At 68.8% G+C, this 16518-nt stretch carries 19 protein-coding genes; 6 read left to right on the top strand and 13 right to left on the bottom strand.

Going from position 1 to position 16518, the window contains the following annotated elements; translation table 11 throughout:
- The first annotated feature begins 23 nt into the window (after nucleotides 1-23).
- Nucleotides 24-926 (top strand): LysR family transcriptional regulator, encoded by a 903-nt coding sequence (locus AC1D2H_RS27110; RefSeq protein WP_478013018.1) that lies wholly within the window; start codon nucleotides 24-26, stop codon nucleotides 924-926.
- Nucleotides 927-936: 10 nt separating this feature from the next.
- Nucleotides 937-1707, top strand: a complete 771-nt coding sequence (gene xth / locus AC1D2H_RS27115) for an exodeoxyribonuclease III (RefSeq protein ID WP_478013019.1) — start codon at nucleotides 937-939, stop codon at nucleotides 1705-1707.
- A 4-nt stretch (nucleotides 1708-1711) separates the two neighbouring features.
- Here the strand turns inward: xth and AC1D2H_RS27120 are convergent, their stop codons facing one another.
- The 4 genes from AC1D2H_RS27120 to AC1D2H_RS27135 all read right to left on the bottom strand — a co-directional run bounded on the left by AC1D2H_RS27120 (nucleotide 1712) and on the right by AC1D2H_RS27135 (nucleotide 4021).
- On the bottom strand, nucleotides 1712-1924 hold the full coding sequence (locus AC1D2H_RS27120; protein WP_478013020.1) for a DUF4287 domain-containing protein: 213 nt from the start codon (nucleotides 1922-1924) through the stop codon (nucleotides 1712-1714).
- 59 nt (nucleotides 1925-1983) lie between these two features.
- A complete protein-coding gene (locus AC1D2H_RS27125; RefSeq protein ID WP_478013021.1) occupies nucleotides 1984-2631 on the bottom strand; it encodes a CatA-like O-acetyltransferase in 648 nt (215 codons plus the stop codon).
- 119 nt (nucleotides 2632-2750) lie between these two features.
- The gene (locus AC1D2H_RS27130) at nucleotides 2751-3023 is read right to left on the bottom strand and encodes a hypothetical protein (RefSeq protein ID WP_478013022.1); all 273 of its coding nucleotides are present in this window, start codon (nucleotides 3021-3023) and stop codon (nucleotides 2751-2753) included.
- A gap of 269 nt (nucleotides 3024-3292) precedes the next feature.
- Nucleotides 3293-4021, bottom strand: coding sequence for a helix-turn-helix transcriptional regulator (locus tag AC1D2H_RS27135; protein WP_477934242.1), 729 nt, complete (start codon nucleotides 4019-4021; stop codon nucleotides 3293-3295).
- 87 nt (nucleotides 4022-4108) lie between these two features.
- Between AC1D2H_RS27135 and AC1D2H_RS27140 the strand changes: the two genes are divergently transcribed.
- Together AC1D2H_RS27140 and AC1D2H_RS27145 are read left to right on the top strand one after the other, a co-directional pair.
- A complete protein-coding gene (locus tag AC1D2H_RS27140) occupies nucleotides 4109-4525 on the top strand; it encodes a hypothetical protein (protein WP_477934240.1) in 417 nt (138 codons plus the stop codon).
- A gap of 68 nt (nucleotides 4526-4593) precedes the next feature.
- Nucleotides 4594-5148 carry a PaaI family thioesterase gene (locus AC1D2H_RS27145; RefSeq protein WP_477934238.1) on the top strand — a complete coding sequence of 185 codons (555 nt, stop codon included), beginning with the start codon at nucleotides 4594-4596 and terminating at the stop codon, nucleotides 5146-5148.
- Here the strand turns inward: AC1D2H_RS27145 and AC1D2H_RS27150 are convergent.
- From AC1D2H_RS27150 to edd, 3 genes are all read right to left on the bottom strand, one after another.
- On the bottom strand, nucleotides 5145-5690 hold the full coding sequence (locus tag AC1D2H_RS27150) for an MOSC domain-containing protein (protein WP_478013023.1): 546 nt from the start codon (nucleotides 5688-5690) through the stop codon (nucleotides 5145-5147). The two genes, AC1D2H_RS27145 and AC1D2H_RS27150, sit on opposite strands and share 4 nt — an antisense overlap.
- The gene (eda, locus tag AC1D2H_RS27155) at nucleotides 5687-6310 is read right to left on the bottom strand and encodes a bifunctional 4-hydroxy-2-oxoglutarate aldolase/2-dehydro-3-deoxy-phosphogluconate aldolase (RefSeq protein WP_478013024.1); all 624 of its coding nucleotides are present in this window, start codon (nucleotides 6308-6310) and stop codon (nucleotides 5687-5689) included. The genes AC1D2H_RS27150 and eda overlap by 4 nt, the downstream gene beginning before the upstream one ends.
- A 168-nt stretch (nucleotides 6311-6478) precedes the next feature.
- Nucleotides 6479-8308 carry a phosphogluconate dehydratase gene (gene edd / locus AC1D2H_RS27160; RefSeq protein ID WP_478013025.1) on the bottom strand — a complete coding sequence of 610 codons (1830 nt, stop codon included), beginning with the start codon at nucleotides 8306-8308 and terminating at the stop codon, nucleotides 6479-6481.
- Between the two features lie 128 nt (nucleotides 8309-8436).
- Here edd and AC1D2H_RS27165 point away from each other — a divergent pair, with 128 nt between their 5' ends.
- A complete protein-coding gene (locus tag AC1D2H_RS27165) occupies nucleotides 8437-9060 on the top strand; it encodes a gamma-glutamylcyclotransferase (protein ID WP_478013026.1) in 624 nt (207 codons plus the stop codon).
- Between the two features lies 1 nt (nucleotide 9061).
- Here the strand turns inward: AC1D2H_RS27165 and AC1D2H_RS27170 are convergent, their stop codons facing one another.
- Nucleotides 9062-9670, bottom strand: coding sequence for a nucleotidyltransferase family protein (locus tag AC1D2H_RS27170; RefSeq protein ID WP_477934229.1), 609 nt, complete (start codon nucleotides 9668-9670; stop codon nucleotides 9062-9064).
- Between the two features lie 399 nt (nucleotides 9671-10069).
- Here AC1D2H_RS27170 and pdxH point away from each other — a divergent pair, with 399 nt between their 5' ends.
- Nucleotides 10070-10705, top strand: a complete 636-nt coding sequence (gene pdxH / locus AC1D2H_RS27175; protein ID WP_478013027.1) for a pyridoxamine 5'-phosphate oxidase — start codon at nucleotides 10070-10072, stop codon at nucleotides 10703-10705.
- Here pdxH and AC1D2H_RS27180 read toward each other — a convergent pair.
- From AC1D2H_RS27180 to AC1D2H_RS27200, 5 genes are all read right to left on the bottom strand, one after another.
- A complete protein-coding gene (locus AC1D2H_RS27180; protein WP_478013028.1) occupies nucleotides 10702-11187 on the bottom strand; it encodes a DUF3299 domain-containing protein in 486 nt (161 codons plus the stop codon). The two genes, pdxH and AC1D2H_RS27180, sit on opposite strands and share 4 nt — an antisense overlap.
- A gap of 19 nt (nucleotides 11188-11206) precedes the next feature.
- Complete coding sequence (locus tag AC1D2H_RS27185) at nucleotides 11207-12388, bottom strand: FtsX-like permease family protein (protein ID WP_478013029.1); 1182 nt, start codon at nucleotides 12386-12388, stop codon at nucleotides 11207-11209.
- The gene (locus AC1D2H_RS27190) at nucleotides 12385-13026 is read right to left on the bottom strand and encodes an ABC transporter ATP-binding protein (protein WP_478013030.1); all 642 of its coding nucleotides are present in this window, start codon (nucleotides 13024-13026) and stop codon (nucleotides 12385-12387) included. Before AC1D2H_RS27190 ends, AC1D2H_RS27185 begins: the two co-directional genes overlap by 4 nt.
- Entirely contained in the window at nucleotides 13026-13562 is a 537-nt protein-coding gene (gene msrA, locus AC1D2H_RS27195; protein WP_478013031.1) for a peptide-methionine (S)-S-oxide reductase MsrA, read from the bottom strand. Before msrA ends, AC1D2H_RS27190 begins: the two co-directional genes overlap by 1 nt.
- Before the next feature lie 10 nt (nucleotides 13563-13572).
- Nucleotides 13573-16518, bottom strand: a 2946-nt coding sequence (locus tag AC1D2H_RS27200) for a DUF748 domain-containing protein (protein ID WP_478013032.1), incomplete at its 5' end; no start/stop codon positions are given.

Genomic DNA, 16518 nt, shown 5'->3' on the forward strand with positions numbered 1-16518 from the left:
ACCAACGAGTCTGCAGGTCGGTCATGCAATTTCGTATGCTCACCGGCATGGACTGGGATGACATCAAGGTTTTTCTCGCCGTCGCGCGCGCCGGCTCGCTGGGCGGTGCGGCGCGGGCGCTGGGCCAATCCCAGCCCACCATGGGCCGGCGGCTCAAGGCCTTCGAGGAGAGGCTGGGCACGCCGCTGTTCCAGCGCGGCCCCGCGGGTTTCGTGACGACCGATGCCGGTGCCGAGGTGCTGGCCCATGCCGAGCGCATGGAGGACGAGGCCCTGGCTTTCGAGCGCCGGCTGGCGGGCCAGGAGGCCGAGCTGGAAGGCCTGATCCGCGTTTCGTCGTCCGACTGGTTCGGCGTGCATGTGCTGGCGCCGGTGCTCGCGAGTTTCCAGGCGCGCCATCCGCGGGTCGTCATCGAGCTGATCACCGACTCGCGTCTCTTCAACCTCGCCCGCCGCGAGGCCGACCTGGTGTTCCGCATCCGGCCCTTCGAGGGCGCAGAGGTCGTGCAACGGCGGCTGATGACGCTCGACTACGCGCTCTACGGCGCCGCGGGCGAGAGGCCACCGATTTGGGGCGATGGCAGCGGCACCGAACTGATCACGATGGACGCCGCCTTTGCCGAGATGCCCGATGTGCAATGGCTGCAGCGCGTGCTGCCGCAGGCCCGCGTCGCCATGCGCAGCAACAACCGGGAGGTGCAGGCCGCGCTGTGCGCCGCCGGCCGCGGTTGGACGGTACTGCCCTGCCCTCTCGGCGACGCCCACCCGGGCCTGGTGCGCGCCACGCTGCCCGAGGCACCGCCCAGCCGCGAGGTCTATCTCGGCTATCACCGCGATCTGCGTCGGCTCGGGCGCCTGCAACAGCTTGTCGCCCATGTCGTGGCCCAGCTTGCGCCGGTCACAATGCCCGCCAACCCCAAGCCCTGAGACTCTCGCGATGAAGAAGTTCGCCACCTGGAACGTCAACTCCCTCGCCGTCCGCCTGCCCCAGGTGCTGGACTGGCTGGCTGCCCACCCCGTCGATGCGCTGGTGCTGCAGGAGACCAAGCTCACCGACGACAAGTTCCCCACCATGGAGATCGGCGAGGCCGGCTGGCAGGTGCAGTGGTTCGGCCAGAAGACCTACAACGGTGTCGCGCTGATCAGCCGCGAACGCGCTGACGACGTCGTCAAGAACATCACCGGCTTTGCCGACGAGCAGGCCCGCGTCATCGCCGGCACGGTGGGTGGCGTGCGCGTCATCGGCGGCTATTTCCCCAACGGCCAGGCGCCGGACAGCGACAAGTTCACCTACAAGATGAACTGGCTGACGGGCCTGCGCGGCTGGCTGATCGAGGAGATGAAGCAGCACCCCGAGCTGCTGCTGATGGGCGACTTCAACATCGCCCCCGAGGACCGCGACGTCTACGATCCCATCGCCTGGGCCGGCCAGATCCACTGCACGCCGCAAGAGCGCGAGCACTTCCAGCAGCTCATCAATCTCGGCCTGACCGACGCCTTCCGCCTCTTCGAGCAGCCGCCCAAGAGCTGGAGCTGGTGGGACTACCGCAACCTGGCCTTCCGCAAGAACCAGGGCCTGCGCATCGACCACATCCTCGTCAGCGAGGCACTCAAAGGCCGCGTGACGGCCTGCGAGATCGACAAGCTGCCGCGCAAGAACGAGCGGCCCAGCGATCACGCGCCGGTGATCGTCACCATCGACGGCTAGGGACTCAAGCCTTCTTTGCCAGCACCCAGGCCACCAGCGCGTTGGCATGGCCGTGGCCCATCTCGTGCTCGGCCTTGAGCTTGTTGACCAGCTCCATGTGCTTGAGCGGCCCCGCCTTGGCGATGACCTGCTCCCAGTGGGCAATGGGTTGGCCGTACTTCTTCTCGATGGACGGGAAGTAGGAGGCTGGGCCTTTGACTTTCTCTTCGGCGGGCATGGGGTTCCTTTCGTTGCCTCTCAGACGACGATCGACGGGACGTGGATTCGACAACGTCGTCAGATCGCGTCCAGGCTGGCCTGCAGCCGCTCGAAGAAGCGGCCCACATGCACGCCATCGCACAGCGCGTGATGCACGTCGATGGCGACGGGCATCAGCAGCCGGCCACCCTCCTCCTTGAAACGGCCAAAGGCCACCTTGGGCCTGTCGTCGCCCGCACCACGCGCATGGGTGAAGGCGCTGAAGGCCATCCAGGGCAGCGCGGTCATGTGCACCAGCGTCTCTTCGCGCACCTCGCCCGGATCGTCGGCCGCGAACAGGTCGCCGCTGGCCTGGCGCACACGCTCCAGGTTCGGCCTGGCCCGGGCCGCGAACGCCGCCAGCGAGGCATCGCGCGGCAACGTGAGGAAGCCGAAGCTGCCGTCGTCACGCAGCACCGTCGTGCTGGCATGGATGACGCCGAACTCGCGGACACCGCGGCCCTCGTCGATGAGGATCTGGCGCATCGCGTCGATGCCGTTGGCGGCCTCCAGCGCGGCATGGTGATAGGCCAGCCAGGGTGTGGCGCCATGCCGGGCGGCGCGTTCGCGCAGGCCGGTCACGTCGACCGGTGCGGTGATGCTGAAGGCCGGCTGGGCCATGGTGCGGAAATGCGCCAGCGCGGCGCGGCGCGGCCAGGAGTCGAGCGGGATGTCGCGGTCTTGCATGATTTGCCTCGGCCGACATGCTCGCATGCCGGGGGCCGCCCGCCCTCGAACTTCGAGGCGAAAAAATGAGCCCGGTCTGCCGAAGCAGGCGGGCTCGAAGGAGTTGATCGGGGGGCGCGTCAGTCGCTCAGTTCACCCAACTGGGACGGACGCATGCCGAAGTCATAGAGGGCGCGCCGGAGCTCCTCGGCGCGGTCTTCGCCGAGATCGGCGAAAAGACGGCTGTTGGGTGCGCTGCGGATCTGGCCGATCTGGTTGTAGCCCAGCGTCTTGGCGCATGCCAGCGTGCGCGACGTCAGCGGCAGGCATTCGAGCGGGGCCTGGTCGGCCAGGCTCAGCAACCGGGCATAGGTTTCGGCGGAGATCGACACGCTGACTGGGGTGGTGGGCACTGGGTTGGAACGCAGGGACTTTGCCGGATTGACCAAGGGCGCGGAGCTCGGATTCTGGAGCTGGTCGCCCTGGTAATTCATCGTCTCGATGCGGCCGGTGCAGTGCGGGTTTCCGGTCAGCCGCCGAAGCGGGGCACACCCAGGATGTCAAGAATGAAGTCGATGATTTCCATGGGTACTCCGGTGAGATGAGGTCAGCAATTCGCTGACCCGGACTGTCTCCGTTTTCATCCCCCTAGAAACCTAGCAAGTTTGCTAGGTTGTACCCGTCACAGCACACCGGCGGCCACGCACTTGAGCACCGCCTGGTGCTTGGATGTCACGCCCAACTTGCGCATCGCGTTGCCGAGATGGAAGTTCACCGTCTTCTCGCTCATGCCCAGGATGACGCTGACTTCCCAGGCCGTCTTGCCCTGCGCTGTCCAGCTCAGCACGTCCAGTTCGCGCTTGGTCAGCTTGGGCAGATCCGCCGTGCTGAGCTTGGGGCCCAGCAGTCGGTCCGCTGCAGTCAGCGCGTGTGTTGCCAGCAGTTGCAAACCGGCAACCATCTGCATCAACTGCCCCCCGGCCTTGGGCAAGGCTTCGTCCCTGTCCACGCCGAGCACGAAGTGCTTGTCGCCGGGCAGGTGCAGCTTGACGGCAATGCCGGTCCTGTAGCCGTAGGGCGCCTGCATCTCCCACAGCTCGCCGACGCCCGCCGAGACATAGGTGGCCTGGTCGTAGACCACCGGCACGGTTTGCGTCATCAGGTGCTCCACCACGGGGTCCCTGAGGGCGTCGTTCTTGTCCTTGGCGGCTTCCAGATGGCCCGCGGGCGTGTTGCCATAGGTGGTGATCTGCATGGTGTCGTCCTTCAGGACGCCACGCATCAGCATGCCCGAGATGATGGGAAACCCCATGGCATCCGCCGTCTCGACAAGACGCCGCTCGAAGCTCGCGAAGTCCTGACTGAGACCGACGTCAATCAGCTGCTGATAGTTGATTTCGGGCTTGCCCATACCTGCCAAGTCTGCCAGCTTGTTCGGCACCGACGCTGACCAGAGACTGCGCTCCCGTTCGAATCACACGACAGAGAGGAGCCGTCCATGTCAACCCTGATCCAGTTGCCCGAAGGCAGTGTCTGCTGGCCCGTGGGCGCTCTGTCCAGCGCCGCCCAGGACGTGCGTCATGCCCGGACCCAGGTGCATCGCCAGCGCGGCGGCGAGTGCCGCCTGAGCGGTTCGACGCGCTGGGAGCGCTGCTATGCCGACGTCTGTGCGTGGGTGGAATGGGACTGGGTCGAGATCAGCGAAGGCACCATCGCGCAGGCCGACCCGCTCAACGTGCGCTCCAATGTGCTGCTGCTGAACGAACGCGGCCGCCCGCTGCTGTCGTCGCGCCGCCGCGCGACGCTGGCGACCCTGGTCTATCTGCTGCCCTGGCAGGGGCCGGTGCTGGACACGCTGAGGCTGGACGAGCCGGCCCGCCGCGGCGCCGCACCCGCCCAGCGCCTGGCAGCCTGAACACCGGTGACAGCGCAGGGCAAGGCCTTTGCGCAGAATGGGCGGCTTCATCGCTTGAAACCGCCGCCATGAGTTCTCCCTCCCCCGATGACAGCCTTGCCATCCTTGAAAGATGGCAGGCCGACGAGGCCGCCGCGCGGGCCCGCCAGCAGCAGGAGCCCGGCCTTGCATCACGCGCGATGCTGGCCGGCAAGACGGGCTTGCAGCAGATGCAGGCCATGCTGGCCGGCGAGGGGCCGCCGCCGCCGATCAGCCGCACGCTGGATTTCCTGCTGATCTCGGTGGCCGATGGCGAGGCCGTTTTCCAGGGGCGGCCGCAGTTCAAGCACTACAACCCGCTGGGTGGTGTGCATGGCGGGTGGTTCGCGACGCTGCTGGACTCGGCCCTGGGCTGCTCGGTGCACACGACCCTGCCGGTGGGCCGTGGCTACACGACGCTGGAGTTCAAGGTCAACCTGGTGCGGGCCTTGAGCGACAAGGTGCCGCTGGTGCGGGCCATCGGCCATGTGGTGCACCGCGGTCGTCAGGTGACGACGGCCGAGGCCGAGCTCGTCGGCCATGACGGCAAGCTCTACGCGCATGCGTCGACGACCTGCCTGCTGTTCGATCTGCCGTCGGCCTAGACGCGTTCCAGCCTGACATGCGGCAGCGGCGGCAGCCGCACCGCGATGCCGTCGCCCGGCTTCACGAGGCCGCCGGCCAGCACGATGCTCATGACACCGGCCTTGCGCACGACCTCGCCGTCGGCATCCTTGCCGACGACAGCCTTCAGCAGGCCGGTCTCGAAGTTCTCGATCTGCGGGCAGGGGTTGCGCAGGCCGGTCACGCGCAGCACGACATCGGCGCCGATGCGCAGTTCGGTGTCGCGCGGCAGCGCAAGCAGGTCGATGCCGCGAGTCGTGATGTTCTCGCCCAGCTTGCCGGGCTGAACACCGAAGCTCTGAGCCGCCAGCTCGTCGAAGAGCTCGCCCTGGATCAGGTGGACCTGGCGCAGATTGGGCTGGGTCGGGTCCACGGCCACGCGCGAGCGGTGCTTGACGGTCACGCCGCAGTGGGCATCGCCTTCGACGCCCTGACCTTGGACGACGCGCAGTTCAGCCTGCTCGAACTTGGAAAAACTGTGCGTCGCGCTGGCCCAGACCGAGGCGACGACAGCGACCGTCATGCGCGCAGCGCCGCGGCTTCCGAAGCCAGCCTGGTGATGYGCGCCCAGTCCTTGGCGTCCACCGCGTCCTGCGGCGTCAACCACGAACCGCCGCAGACCTTGACGTTGGGCAGCTTCAGGAACTGCGGTGCCGTCTCCAGCGAGATGCCGCCGGTCGGGCAGAAGGCCACGTCCGGGAAGGGCCCGGCCAGCGACTTCAGCAGGTTGACGCCGCCGACGGCGACGGCCGGGAAGAGCTTCAGGAAACCGAAGCCGGCAGCATTGGCCTGCATGACTTCGGAGGCCGTCGACACGCCGGGCAGCAGCGGCAGGCCCGCGGCCTTGCAGGCGGCAGCCAGCGCATCGGTATAGCCCGGGCTGACGCCGAACTGGCAGCCGGCGTTCTTCGCGTTGATCACGTCGATCGGGCTGCGCAGCGTGCCGGCGCCGACGATGGCGCCAGGCACCCTGGCCATGGCTTCCATGGCCTGCAGGGCAACGGGGGTGCGCAGCGTCACTTCGAGCACGCGCACGCCGCCGGCCACCAGGGCCTCTGCCAGCGGCACGGCGTCCTCCAGGCGCTGGATGACGATGACGGGAATGACGGGGCCGTGGCTGGCCAGGCTGAGCGTGTCAATCATTTGAGTTCTCCATCAGACCGGGGTATTTGGGCCGAGCGCTGGGCCGCTCCCGAGCCGGCCCGCTTGGCGAAGCTTGCGGCTCAATGCCGGAAGCTTCGGCGTCCCCTCGGGGGACCGACCGGGTTGGCGCGCGTTCAGCGCCGCAAGACTGGGCGAGGGGCCTCATTCTCACAACCAGGTGACAGCGCCCTCTTCGGCGCTCAGAACATTGCGGCGCAGGCCGGCGAAGAGTTCGCGGCCCAGGCCATGGGCGTTGACGTCGGCCTCGTCGGGATCCAGGGTTGCGACCTCGCGGGCCGCCCAGTCGGCATCACTGACCAGGGCGGCCAGCGTGCCGGTCAGCGCGCAGACGCGCACGACGTCGCCGTCGCGCAGCCTGGCCAGCGGGCCACCGGCCAGCGCCTCGGGGCTGACGTGGATGGCCGCGGGCACCTTGCCCGAGGCACCGCTCATGCGGCCGTCGGTGACCAGGGCGACCTTGAAGCCCTTGCCCTGCAGCACGGCCAGCGGCGGCGTCAGCTTGTGCAACTCGGGCATGCCGTTGGCGTGCGGGCCCTGGAAGCGCACGACGACGATGACGTCGCGCTCCAGTTCACCGTTCTTGAACGCGGTCAGCATGGCTTCCTGCGTCGTGAAGATGCGGCAAGGCGCCTCGACCGTGTGGCGGTCCTCGGGCACGGCCGAGACCTTGATGACGGCGCGACCCAGGTTGCCGTCCAGCAGCTTGAGGCCGCCGGTCGCGCTGAAGGGCGCCTCGGCCGTGCGCACGACAGCGTCGTCACCACTCGCGGCCGGCAGCGCCTCGCGCACGACTTCGCCGCCCTGCCCCACCGCGCGCGGTACGAAGGCATAGGGGCGCAGGCTGTCGCCGGCGACGCTCAGCACGTCCTCGTGCATCAGGCCGGCGTCCATCAGCTCGCGGATGACGAAGCCGGGGCCACCTGCGGCCTGGAACTGGTTCACGTCGGCACTGCCGTTGGGGTAGACGCGGGCCAGCAGCGGCACGACGGCGGACAGGTCGGAGAAGTCGGTCCAGTTGATCAGGATGCCTGCCGAGCGGGCCACGGCGACCCAGTGGATCAGGTGGTTGGTCGAGCCGCCGGTGGCCAGCAAGGCTGCCATCGCATTGACGATGCAGCGTTCGTCGACGACATGGCCGATCGGCTTGGCGGCGTGACCTTGAATGCGTCCGCTGATGTTCAGTGCCGTGCCGACGGCCTCGCGCGTCAGCGCCGTGCGCAGGTCGTCGTGCGGATGCACGAAGGCGCTGCCGGGCGTATGCAGGCCCATGGCTTCCAGCAGCATCTGGTTGCTGTTGGCGGTGCCGTAGAAGGTGCAGGTGCCGGCGCCGTGATAGGCGGCCTGCTCGCTCTTCAGCAGCTCGTCGCGGCCGACCTTGCCCTGGGCGTAGAGCTCGCGGACCTTGGCCTTGTCGCTGTTGGAGATGCCGGAGCTCATCGGGCCGGCCGGCACGAAGACGCAGGGCAGATGGCCGAAGTGCAGCGCACCGATCAGCAGGCCCGGCACGATCTTGTCGCAGATGCCCAGCAGCAGGGCCGCGTCGAAGACATCGTGCGTCAGCGCGATGGCCGTGCTCATCGCGATGGTGTCGCGCGAGAACAGGCTCAGCTCCATGCCGGGCAGGCCCTGGGTCACGCCGTCGCACATCGCCGGCACGCCGCCGGCAACCTGCACCGTGGCGCCCAGGCGGTGCGCCTCGGCGCGAATCTGCTCCGGGTAGCCCTCATAGGGCTGGTGGGCCGACAGCATGTCGTTGTAGGCCGTGACGACGCCCAGGTGAGGCGCCTTCTCGGCGACGATGCGCAGCTTGTCGTTGGACGGCAGCGCCGCGACCGCGTGGGCGACGTTGGCGCAGCCCATGCGCTCGAAGCCGCGCTGGCGGCCGCTCATCTTGGCGATGCGGGCCAGGTAGTCGCCTCGCAGCTTGGCGCTGCGTTCGCGGATTCGTTCTGTAACTTGGATGAGTGTGTCGTGCATGCGGGTCTCCTGCGGCTCTCGTAACCGGCCCTTGGGAATTTAGGTAACCATATTACTTGTCTCCAGGGCCGCGCGGGTTACGGGCTGGGTACCAGTGAAACAAGTCTCGCCGTGACAAGATGGAGGCAATGGCGTCACAGGCAATCCATATTCCCCATGGCCCGGCGCGCAGCGCCCATTTGCTGCAGCGGACGACGGCCGAGTGGCGGGCCAGCGGCGAGGACCTGCTGCTGTTCGCCTACGGCTCGCTGATCTGGCGCCCCGAGTTCGAGTATGCCGAGGCGCTGGCGGCACGGGTGCTCGGCTTTCATCGCGTGCTGCGCATGCGCTCGCGGGTGAACCGGGGCTCGCCTCAGGAGCCCGGCCTGGTGCTGGCCTTGATCYCGGGCGGCAGCTGCCGCGGCCTGGTCTACCGCATCCCACGGGCGGTGGGCGAGGAGGTGCTGCCACGGCTGTGGGCACGCGAGATGCCCAACGGTGTCTACGAACCGCGCTGGCTGAACTGCGACACGCCCTCCGGCCGCTTGCGCGCGCTGGCCTTCACGCTGTCGCGCCAGAGCCCGAACTGGACCGGGCCGCTGCATGAGCCCGAGCTGCTGCACATTTTTCAGCACGCCAGCGGCCGCTATGGCACGACGCTGGACTATCTGCTGCGCACCGTTCAGGGTTTGCGCGAGCACGGCATCCGGGACACGGAACTGGAACGCCAGGCCCACCTGGCGGCTCAGCACGGCTTGTGCGCGCCGCTTTGAATCAGCCGCGCAGCCGGGCGAGGTCTTCCTCGGTGTCGACGTCGACATGCACGCCGGGGTCGTCGACGGCGATCGGCTGCGCCGCATAGCGCGCGACGATGCGCCGCGCGCCTTCGTCGCCTTGCAAAGCCATCAGCTCGGAATAGAGCTCGGTGCCGAAGCCGACCGGGTGGCCCTGGATGCCGCGGTACTGGGCGTAACAGACGGGGTAGCGCTCCAGGCCTTGGGCCACGGCCATGATGGTGGCCGGCTGCACCAGCGGCATGTCGGCCGGCAGGATGAGCCAGCCATCGGCATCGCCCGTCGCACTGACGCCGGCGACGATGGAATGGCCCATGCCTATGGGCTGGGGCCGGCCCTGGGCATCGCGATCCGGCAGGGTCACGACGTCACGCGCCGCGATCAGCTTGTGAACGGCGGGCGCCAGCGCCGTCGTCGTCACGACCACGACCGGCAGTTGCGTCGCGATGGCGTGGCGAAGGCTGCGCGCCAGCAAGGTATCTCCGCCGGGCGTGTTGCCCAGATGCTGCTCGAGCTTGTGGCCCGAACCGCGGAAGCGTGAGCCGCGACCTGCGGCCAGCACGACGACGGCGGGGCGTCGCTTTGTCATTTGCTATTTGTCCTTCCAAACCCACTCGCCGCGCAACGGTCTGTGCCGTTTGCTGCAGTGCCACAAGCATGCCCAGTGGCACCGCGCTTGAAACTGGGACGTTCACTTAAGGGAAGGTCTGCATACGTAGGGAGGTCTTCAGGCCTGGCGTTTGGCCCGCGCCGGGGCGAGTTGCGGGGTGAGGCAAGGCGCCTGCGAGGCGTGYGGCGGGCCTACACAACGAGCAGGCAACGACGAATCACCCCGCAACTCGCCCCGGCCCTCCGGGCTGGGGCAGCAAAGGGCGCAGTCGTTGTTGCAACTGCTCGCGATGCCACCGGCATCGCTGCGCCTTGCGCCTAGACTGAGCCCTTTGCAGCCCCAACGCGGGCCTAACGCCAGGCCTGATGACCTCCCGCCATGAGCAAGTTGAGCGAATTCCGAAAGAGCTACGAACTAGGGGAGTTGGATGAGGTGCAGGCGGCCGACGGACCGCTGGCCCTCTTCAATCGCTGGATGGACGAAGCCATCGCCCATGACGTGTCCGAGCCGACGGCCATGACGGTGGCCACCGTCGGCGCCAACCAGCGGCCGTCGACGCGCGTCGTGCTGCTCAAGGGCTGCGACGCGCGCGGCATGGTCTGGTTCACCAACTACGAAAGCCGCAAAGGTGGGGAGTTAGCAGGCAACCCCTACGCGGCCCTGCAATTCCATTGGGTGGAGATGGAGCGCGTCGTGCGCATCGAAGGCCGTGTCGAGAAGACGTCCAGCCAGGAATCGGACGACTATTTCAAGAGCCGCCCCCTGGATTCGCGGCTGGGCGCCTGGGCCTCGCCGCAGAGCCAGGTCATTTCCTCGCGCGCGGTGCTGGTCGCGAATGCCGCCAAGGCGGCCGTCAAGCATGGCTTGAACCCCGACCGGCCGCCGCATTGGGGCGGTTACCGCCTGGTACCGGACCGCTACGAGTTCTGGCAGGGCCGGCGCTCGCGCCTGCACGACCGGTTGGTGTTCACGCTCGACGCCGACCGTTGGGTGCGTGAGCGGCTCGCGCCTTAATTGACGGCGCTGCCGTCTTCCACGCGGTAGTAGAGCCCGTAAGGGTCGTCGTTGAGCACCGCCAGCACGCCTTCGACGACGACCGGCTCCAGCGTGTAGCGCACCGGCTTCCTGGTGCGCACCTCGACGAGGCCTTCAGGGCCGGCCGGCACGCAGAAGGAACAGGTCGTCGGCACCGAGGACAGCAGGAAATGCTGCTGCTTGTCACCTGCCTCCAGCGGCATCATGAAGCCCTGCACCTTGACGGTCTTGCGATCCAGTGCCTGCACGGCAGCCGGAAAGGTCGGCACGATCTTCTTTTTCTCGGCCTTGGCGGTGACCTGGGACAGCAACTGCCAGGACACGATGTCGGCACGCTCCTCCAGCGGCTTGAAGGGGCTGCGCGGGTCGTGATAGCCGGGGCCCTGGCCGATGGAAGGTGCGGTTTGCGCGAACACGGCCGAGGCGGCCATGCAAAGGGCGAGCAGGAGCTTGGACTTCATAGGGTCAGATTGTCGGCGTTCAGCGCGGAGCTTGCAGCAGGGTTGTGACATCCAGCCGATAGGCCCGCCAGGCCGGCCAGGCGGCTGCCAGCAGTGCCAGGCCACAAGCCAGCAGCGGCACCAGCCATTCGGCTTCACTCATGCCGAGCTGACCCAGGCGCAGCGACTGGCGCTCGGCCAGCAGACGCTCCAGCACGGCGACCAGGCCATGGCCCGCCGCCAGGCCCAGCACGGCGGCGAGGCCCGCCAGCAGCAGGGCTTCCATCGCGATCAGCGCGGCGATGCGGCGTGCCGGTGCCCCCAGCATGCGCAGCATGGCCAGGTCGCCCTGGCGGGCCCGCACCGCATGCAGCAGCGCCACCCACACGGACAGGCCCGCTGCCACCAGCAACACGATGCCGAAGCCGCGCAGCACTTCGGTGCCGGCGCCGACCAAGCGCATCAAGCGGGCCGTTTCCAGCGCCGGCGCGGCCGATTGCAGGCCGTCCTGGGCATTGACCCAGCGCGGCAGCATGACGGCCGCCAGCGGGCTGCGGTAGCGCACCAGGGCCAGCGTGATCTCCTTGGGCTTGTCCTCGTCATGGGCTGCGTGGTCTTCATGCACCTCCCAGACCGAGGCGAGGTCGGTCAGCACGAGGCGGTCCAGCACGCTGCCCGATTCGGCCAGCAGGCCGACCACTTCGAACTGGTGATCGCCATGCGCGCCGCCACCTTCAGCCAGGCCATGGCTGCCGGCAAAGCGGTCACCGACCTTGAGCCCGCTCGTGCGCGCAACCTCGGCGCCGAGGACGGCCTGCATGGGCTTGGCCCACAGGGCGCCCTGCCCCAGCTTGGCGCCATAGAGATCGAGGTAGTCCGGCGTCGTGCCGGCGATGCGGTAGCCGCGGAAAGAGTCGCCCAGAGACAGCGGCACGGCCTGGGCGACCAGCGGCTGCTGCTTCAACAGCTCCAGCGTGGCCAGCGGGATGTTGCCGGTCGGCGCATCGAGGTGGAAGACACCGGCCAGCATGATCTGCATGGGGCTGCCCTTGGCGCCGACGACGAGGTCGATGCTGGCCAGGTCGCGCTTCAGCCCGGCCTCGACCTGGGCACTGGCGCGCAGCACGAAGGTGACGGCGGCAAGGCCCAACGTCAGCAGCAGCAGATTCAGTGCCGTCGTCAACGGGCTGGACCACAGATAGCGCCATGCGAGACGGATCACAACACCACCTCTGACACATCCTCTCGCTCGCTCAGCGCCTCGACGACGCGGGCGTCATGGCTGGCGATGACCAGCGTGCAGTCCTCGCGCTCGGCGGCGTCCAGCAGCAGGGCCAGCATGGTCAGCGTGTGCTCATCGTCGAGGTTGGCACTGGGCTCGTCGGCCAGCAGCAGGCGCGGCCGGCGCATCAATGCGCGGGCCAGCGCCACGCGCTGCGCCTGGCCGACGCTGAGCTCATGCGGCCGACGCTGGGCCAGCTCGGCGATGTCCAGCGCCTCCAGCAGTTCGGCCGCACGCGCCGGGTCGGCGCCCTGCCCTGCGGCCAGCGCCGGCAGCGCGAGGTTCTCGGCCACCGTCAGGGCCGCGCTCAAATGCAGGCGCTGTGGCACCACGCCCAGGGTCGCCCCGCGCCAGGCGTCCAGTTCTCGCGCTCCCATGTCCTGCAGCTCGACGCCCGCGACATTCAGCTCGCCCTGCTGCACGCGCAGCAGTCCGGCCAGCAGCGCCAGCAGCGTCGATTTGCCCGAGCCCGAGGCGCCGCGCAGCAGCAGATGCCGGCCCGCGGCCAGCGCGAAATCGCCATAGGCGATCTCGGCGCCGCCAGCGTAGCGATGGCGCAGCCCGCCCCAGGCCAGCATCACTTGACCAGGCGCTTGAAGGTGGACAGGAATTTCTCCACCTTGCCGGCGACGACGAAGGCGCAATAGCCCTGCTCCGGGTTGCGGGCGTAGTAATGCTGGTGATAGGCCTCGGCCGGGTGGTAGTCGGTCTCGGGCAGCAACTCGGTGACGGCGCGGCCGGCGTGGTGGTCGTTGACTTCCTTCAGCACCTCGGCGGCAACCTGGCGCTGCGCCTCGGTGTGCCAGTAGATGCCCGAGCGGTATTGCGTGCCGACATCGGCGCCCTGGCGGTTCAGCGTCGTCGGGTCGTGGATGGTGAAGAAGACCTCCAGCAGCTCGCGCAGCGAGACCTCGGCGGGGTCGAAGTCGACGCGCACGACCTCGGCATAGCCGGTGTTGCCGCCGCAGACGGCCTCGTAGGTGGGCTTGCCGCCCTGGCCGTTGCTGTAGCCGTTCTCGACATGGTGCACGCCGCGCACGCGCTCGTAGACGGCCTCCAGGCACCAGAAGCAGCCGCCAGCCAGGGTGATGCGTTCGAGATTCGGAGTGGACATGGGATGACCTTCAATGAGCGCCGAGGGACAACTCGACATGGGGGCGCCAGGTCTCATCGCAACCCTGGTCGCAGAGCTTGGGCGCGGCGAGGAAGACGCGGGCATTGGGGGCGCCGCGGGCCAGCAGGGCATCGCGCACGGCGATGGCGCGGGCCACGGCCAGCTGGCGCAAGGCCTCTTCGTCGATGGCATAGCTGCCCAGCAGCAGGCCACGCATCTGCGCGGGCGGCAGGTCCTTGGCCAGGCCGAGCAGGTTCTTGGGCTTGTTGGGCAGCTTGGTGGCTTCGTAGAGCCGCTTCAGGGCGGCGTCCGGCGTGGCGGCGTTCTCGGCCTTCAGCGCACTGGCCAGGCGCTGCTCGCGCAAGGCCTGGCCTTCAGCGGCGATGCCAGACCAACCCGTCAGCGTCAGCTGCACGCCGGGCTTGTCGATCAGCAGCTTGGCCACGCGGTCGAGCTTGGCCACGTCGCCCAGCTCGGTGCCGCCCGGCGCGAAGCTGATCTGGGCTTCCTCCGGCGCATCGCTGCCGCTGAAGAGGGCAAAGGGTGACGTCAGCGCCTTGCCGATGAGGTTGAGGAAGAGCTTCCAGACCAGGCCGCCGACGCTGAACTCGGGGTCGTTCAGCGAGCCGCTGACGGGCAGGTTGATGTCGATGACGCCATTGCCGTCCTTCAAGAGTGCGACGGCAAATCGCACCGGCAGCGAGGTCGCGTCTGGGCTGTCGACGCGCTCGCCGAAGGTCAGCTGGTTCAGGATGATGTGGTTGCTGGCCACGAGCTGGCCGCCGGGCTCGACCTTGTAGCGCAGCCGGGTCGACAGCTTGCCGCGCTCGATGGCGTAGCCGGCGTATTTGGCCGCGTAGGGCGACAGCGGCGCCAGCTCGATGTCGGTCGCGTTGGCGGCGATGTCCATGGCCAGCGGCGCGCCGGGCTTGAGCTGCCCGTCGATCTCGAGCAGGCCGGTGCCGGCGACCTTGCCCTTCAAGGTCAGCGGCGCCATGGCGGTGCTGGTGGACGAGAAGGCGCCGAGCGAGCCCTGCAGTTCGGTCAGGCGGGCGCTGTAGTTGGGCCGCACGAAGCGGTCGTTGAAGTCGACGATGGCGCGGTTGACGCGGATGCGCTCGACGGCGAACTCGGGCTGTGGCGCCGATGCCGCTGAAGCGGGTGCGGCGGCCGCTTCGGCCGGGCCGATGTCGCGCAGGTTGAAGCGGCCCTGGTCGTTGACGATGAGGCGTGCGTAGGCGTCTTCCAGCAGCGCGTCCTTGACAGCCAGACGTGGCGGCGCGCCGGGCGCCAGGGCGAGCTTGAGGCCGTCGAGCTGCAGCGACTGCCAGCTCAGCAGGTCTTCGCCGACGACGCGCTGGCCATCGACGACGCGCGTCTGCAGCAACGCCAGCGGGCCGATGCGCACATCGCCGCCCACGCTGGCCGTCCAGGCGCTGTCCGCCTGCTGGGCGGTGACTTCGGCTTTCAGCCCCAGTTCGGCGCGCTGCAGCTGCAGGCCCCAGGCCGGGTCGAGATAGGCGTTGAGCAGATGCAGCGGCAGCGCCTTGGCCTGCAGCGTGCCAATGGCTGACAGCGGCGCCAGGCCGACGCGGCCGCTCCACTGCAGGCTGCCGGCACTGGCGGCAATGGGCTGGTCGTTGCTGGCCAGGGCCGCAAGCTGGGTGGTGATCTGCGCCTGCACCGGCGACGTGGCCGGCCAGCTCAACGCGCCGAGTTGCAGGCGCAGCGGCTCGGCGGTCAGCGCCACGGGCGCGACGCCGGCGGGCACGGCGGCGTCCTGCCAGCGCAGCGCACCGCGCGCCACAGCCAGCCCGGCGAGTTGCAGCTTCCAGCCCGGGCCGGCCGCCGACGCCGCGCTGTCGGGCGGCAGCAGGCCGGCGATATTCAGACGACCACCCGCCTCCCGGGCGAGCTGGGCGCGCGGCGCATCCAGCGTCAGCGTGCCGAGGGTGATGGTGCGCGCAGCCGGTTCGATGCTGGCCTTGTCGAGCTGGGCAGAGGCCAGCGTCATCAGCCGCGGCGCGCCGGCCAGGCCAAGGCGAGCGTCGCGGACCTGCAGTTCGGTGAGGGTCAGCAGGACCCGGTCGGCGGCGCCTTCGGCCAGCGGGTTCTTGACGCTGAGGCCGGCCTTGGTGGAGATGCCCGCGGCCAGCTTGGCGCCGCCCGGCAGCGGCAGCCAGGGCGCCAGCCGCTCGACGGCCAGGCCATTCAACTCGGCATCGGCCTGCAGCAGCTCGGGCGAGAGTTTGGCCTGGACCGTCAGCGTGGCCTGGTCCAGGCGCAGGCTGGCGTCGAGCTGGGCGGGCAATTTCAAGGGCCAGGCCGCTGCGCCGAGCTTGAGCTGGATGGCCTCCAGCGCGAGGTCCTTGTTGACGGTGAAGCGGCCGTCCTTGACTTCCAACCCCGCCAGGCTGAATTGCCAGGGCGTCGCAGCCGCTGCGGAGGCTTCTCCGGAGACCGCCGGCAGTGGACGCAGCCACGCGCTGGGCGACTCCAGCAGGATGGCGCCAAAGCCCAGCTGGCGGCGCAGCGGCTGTACGTCGGTCAGCGGCAGGCTCAGACGCTTGAAGTCCAGCAGCGCCTGCCCGTCGGGTTGCGTCAGGGCCAGCTCGTGCAGCTGGATCAGGCCGCTGAGCTTGACGCCGGGGACCTGCTTGGCCCGCTCGGCAAAGTCCAGCGCCACGTCGACATCCAGCCTGCCGCCGCCCAGGCGAAAGGGTGCGCTGGCAGGCACATAGGCCGCCAGCGGTGCGAGGTCCAGGCCGGAGAACTTGAACGACAGGCGTGCGCTGACGTCGTCGTCGAAGGGCAGCGCCTCCGCGCGGCTGTCGAAAGCGACGCCGTCGAGCTTGCCACTCAGATGCGGCTGCACCTTGACCTTGACGTCGGCCGGCAGCGTCGACATGAAGGGCAACGCCAGCTGCAAGCCGGCCAGCTCGTGCTTGCGCTGCAC

Source organism: Roseateles sp. P1_C1_2 (assembly GCF_056406535.1).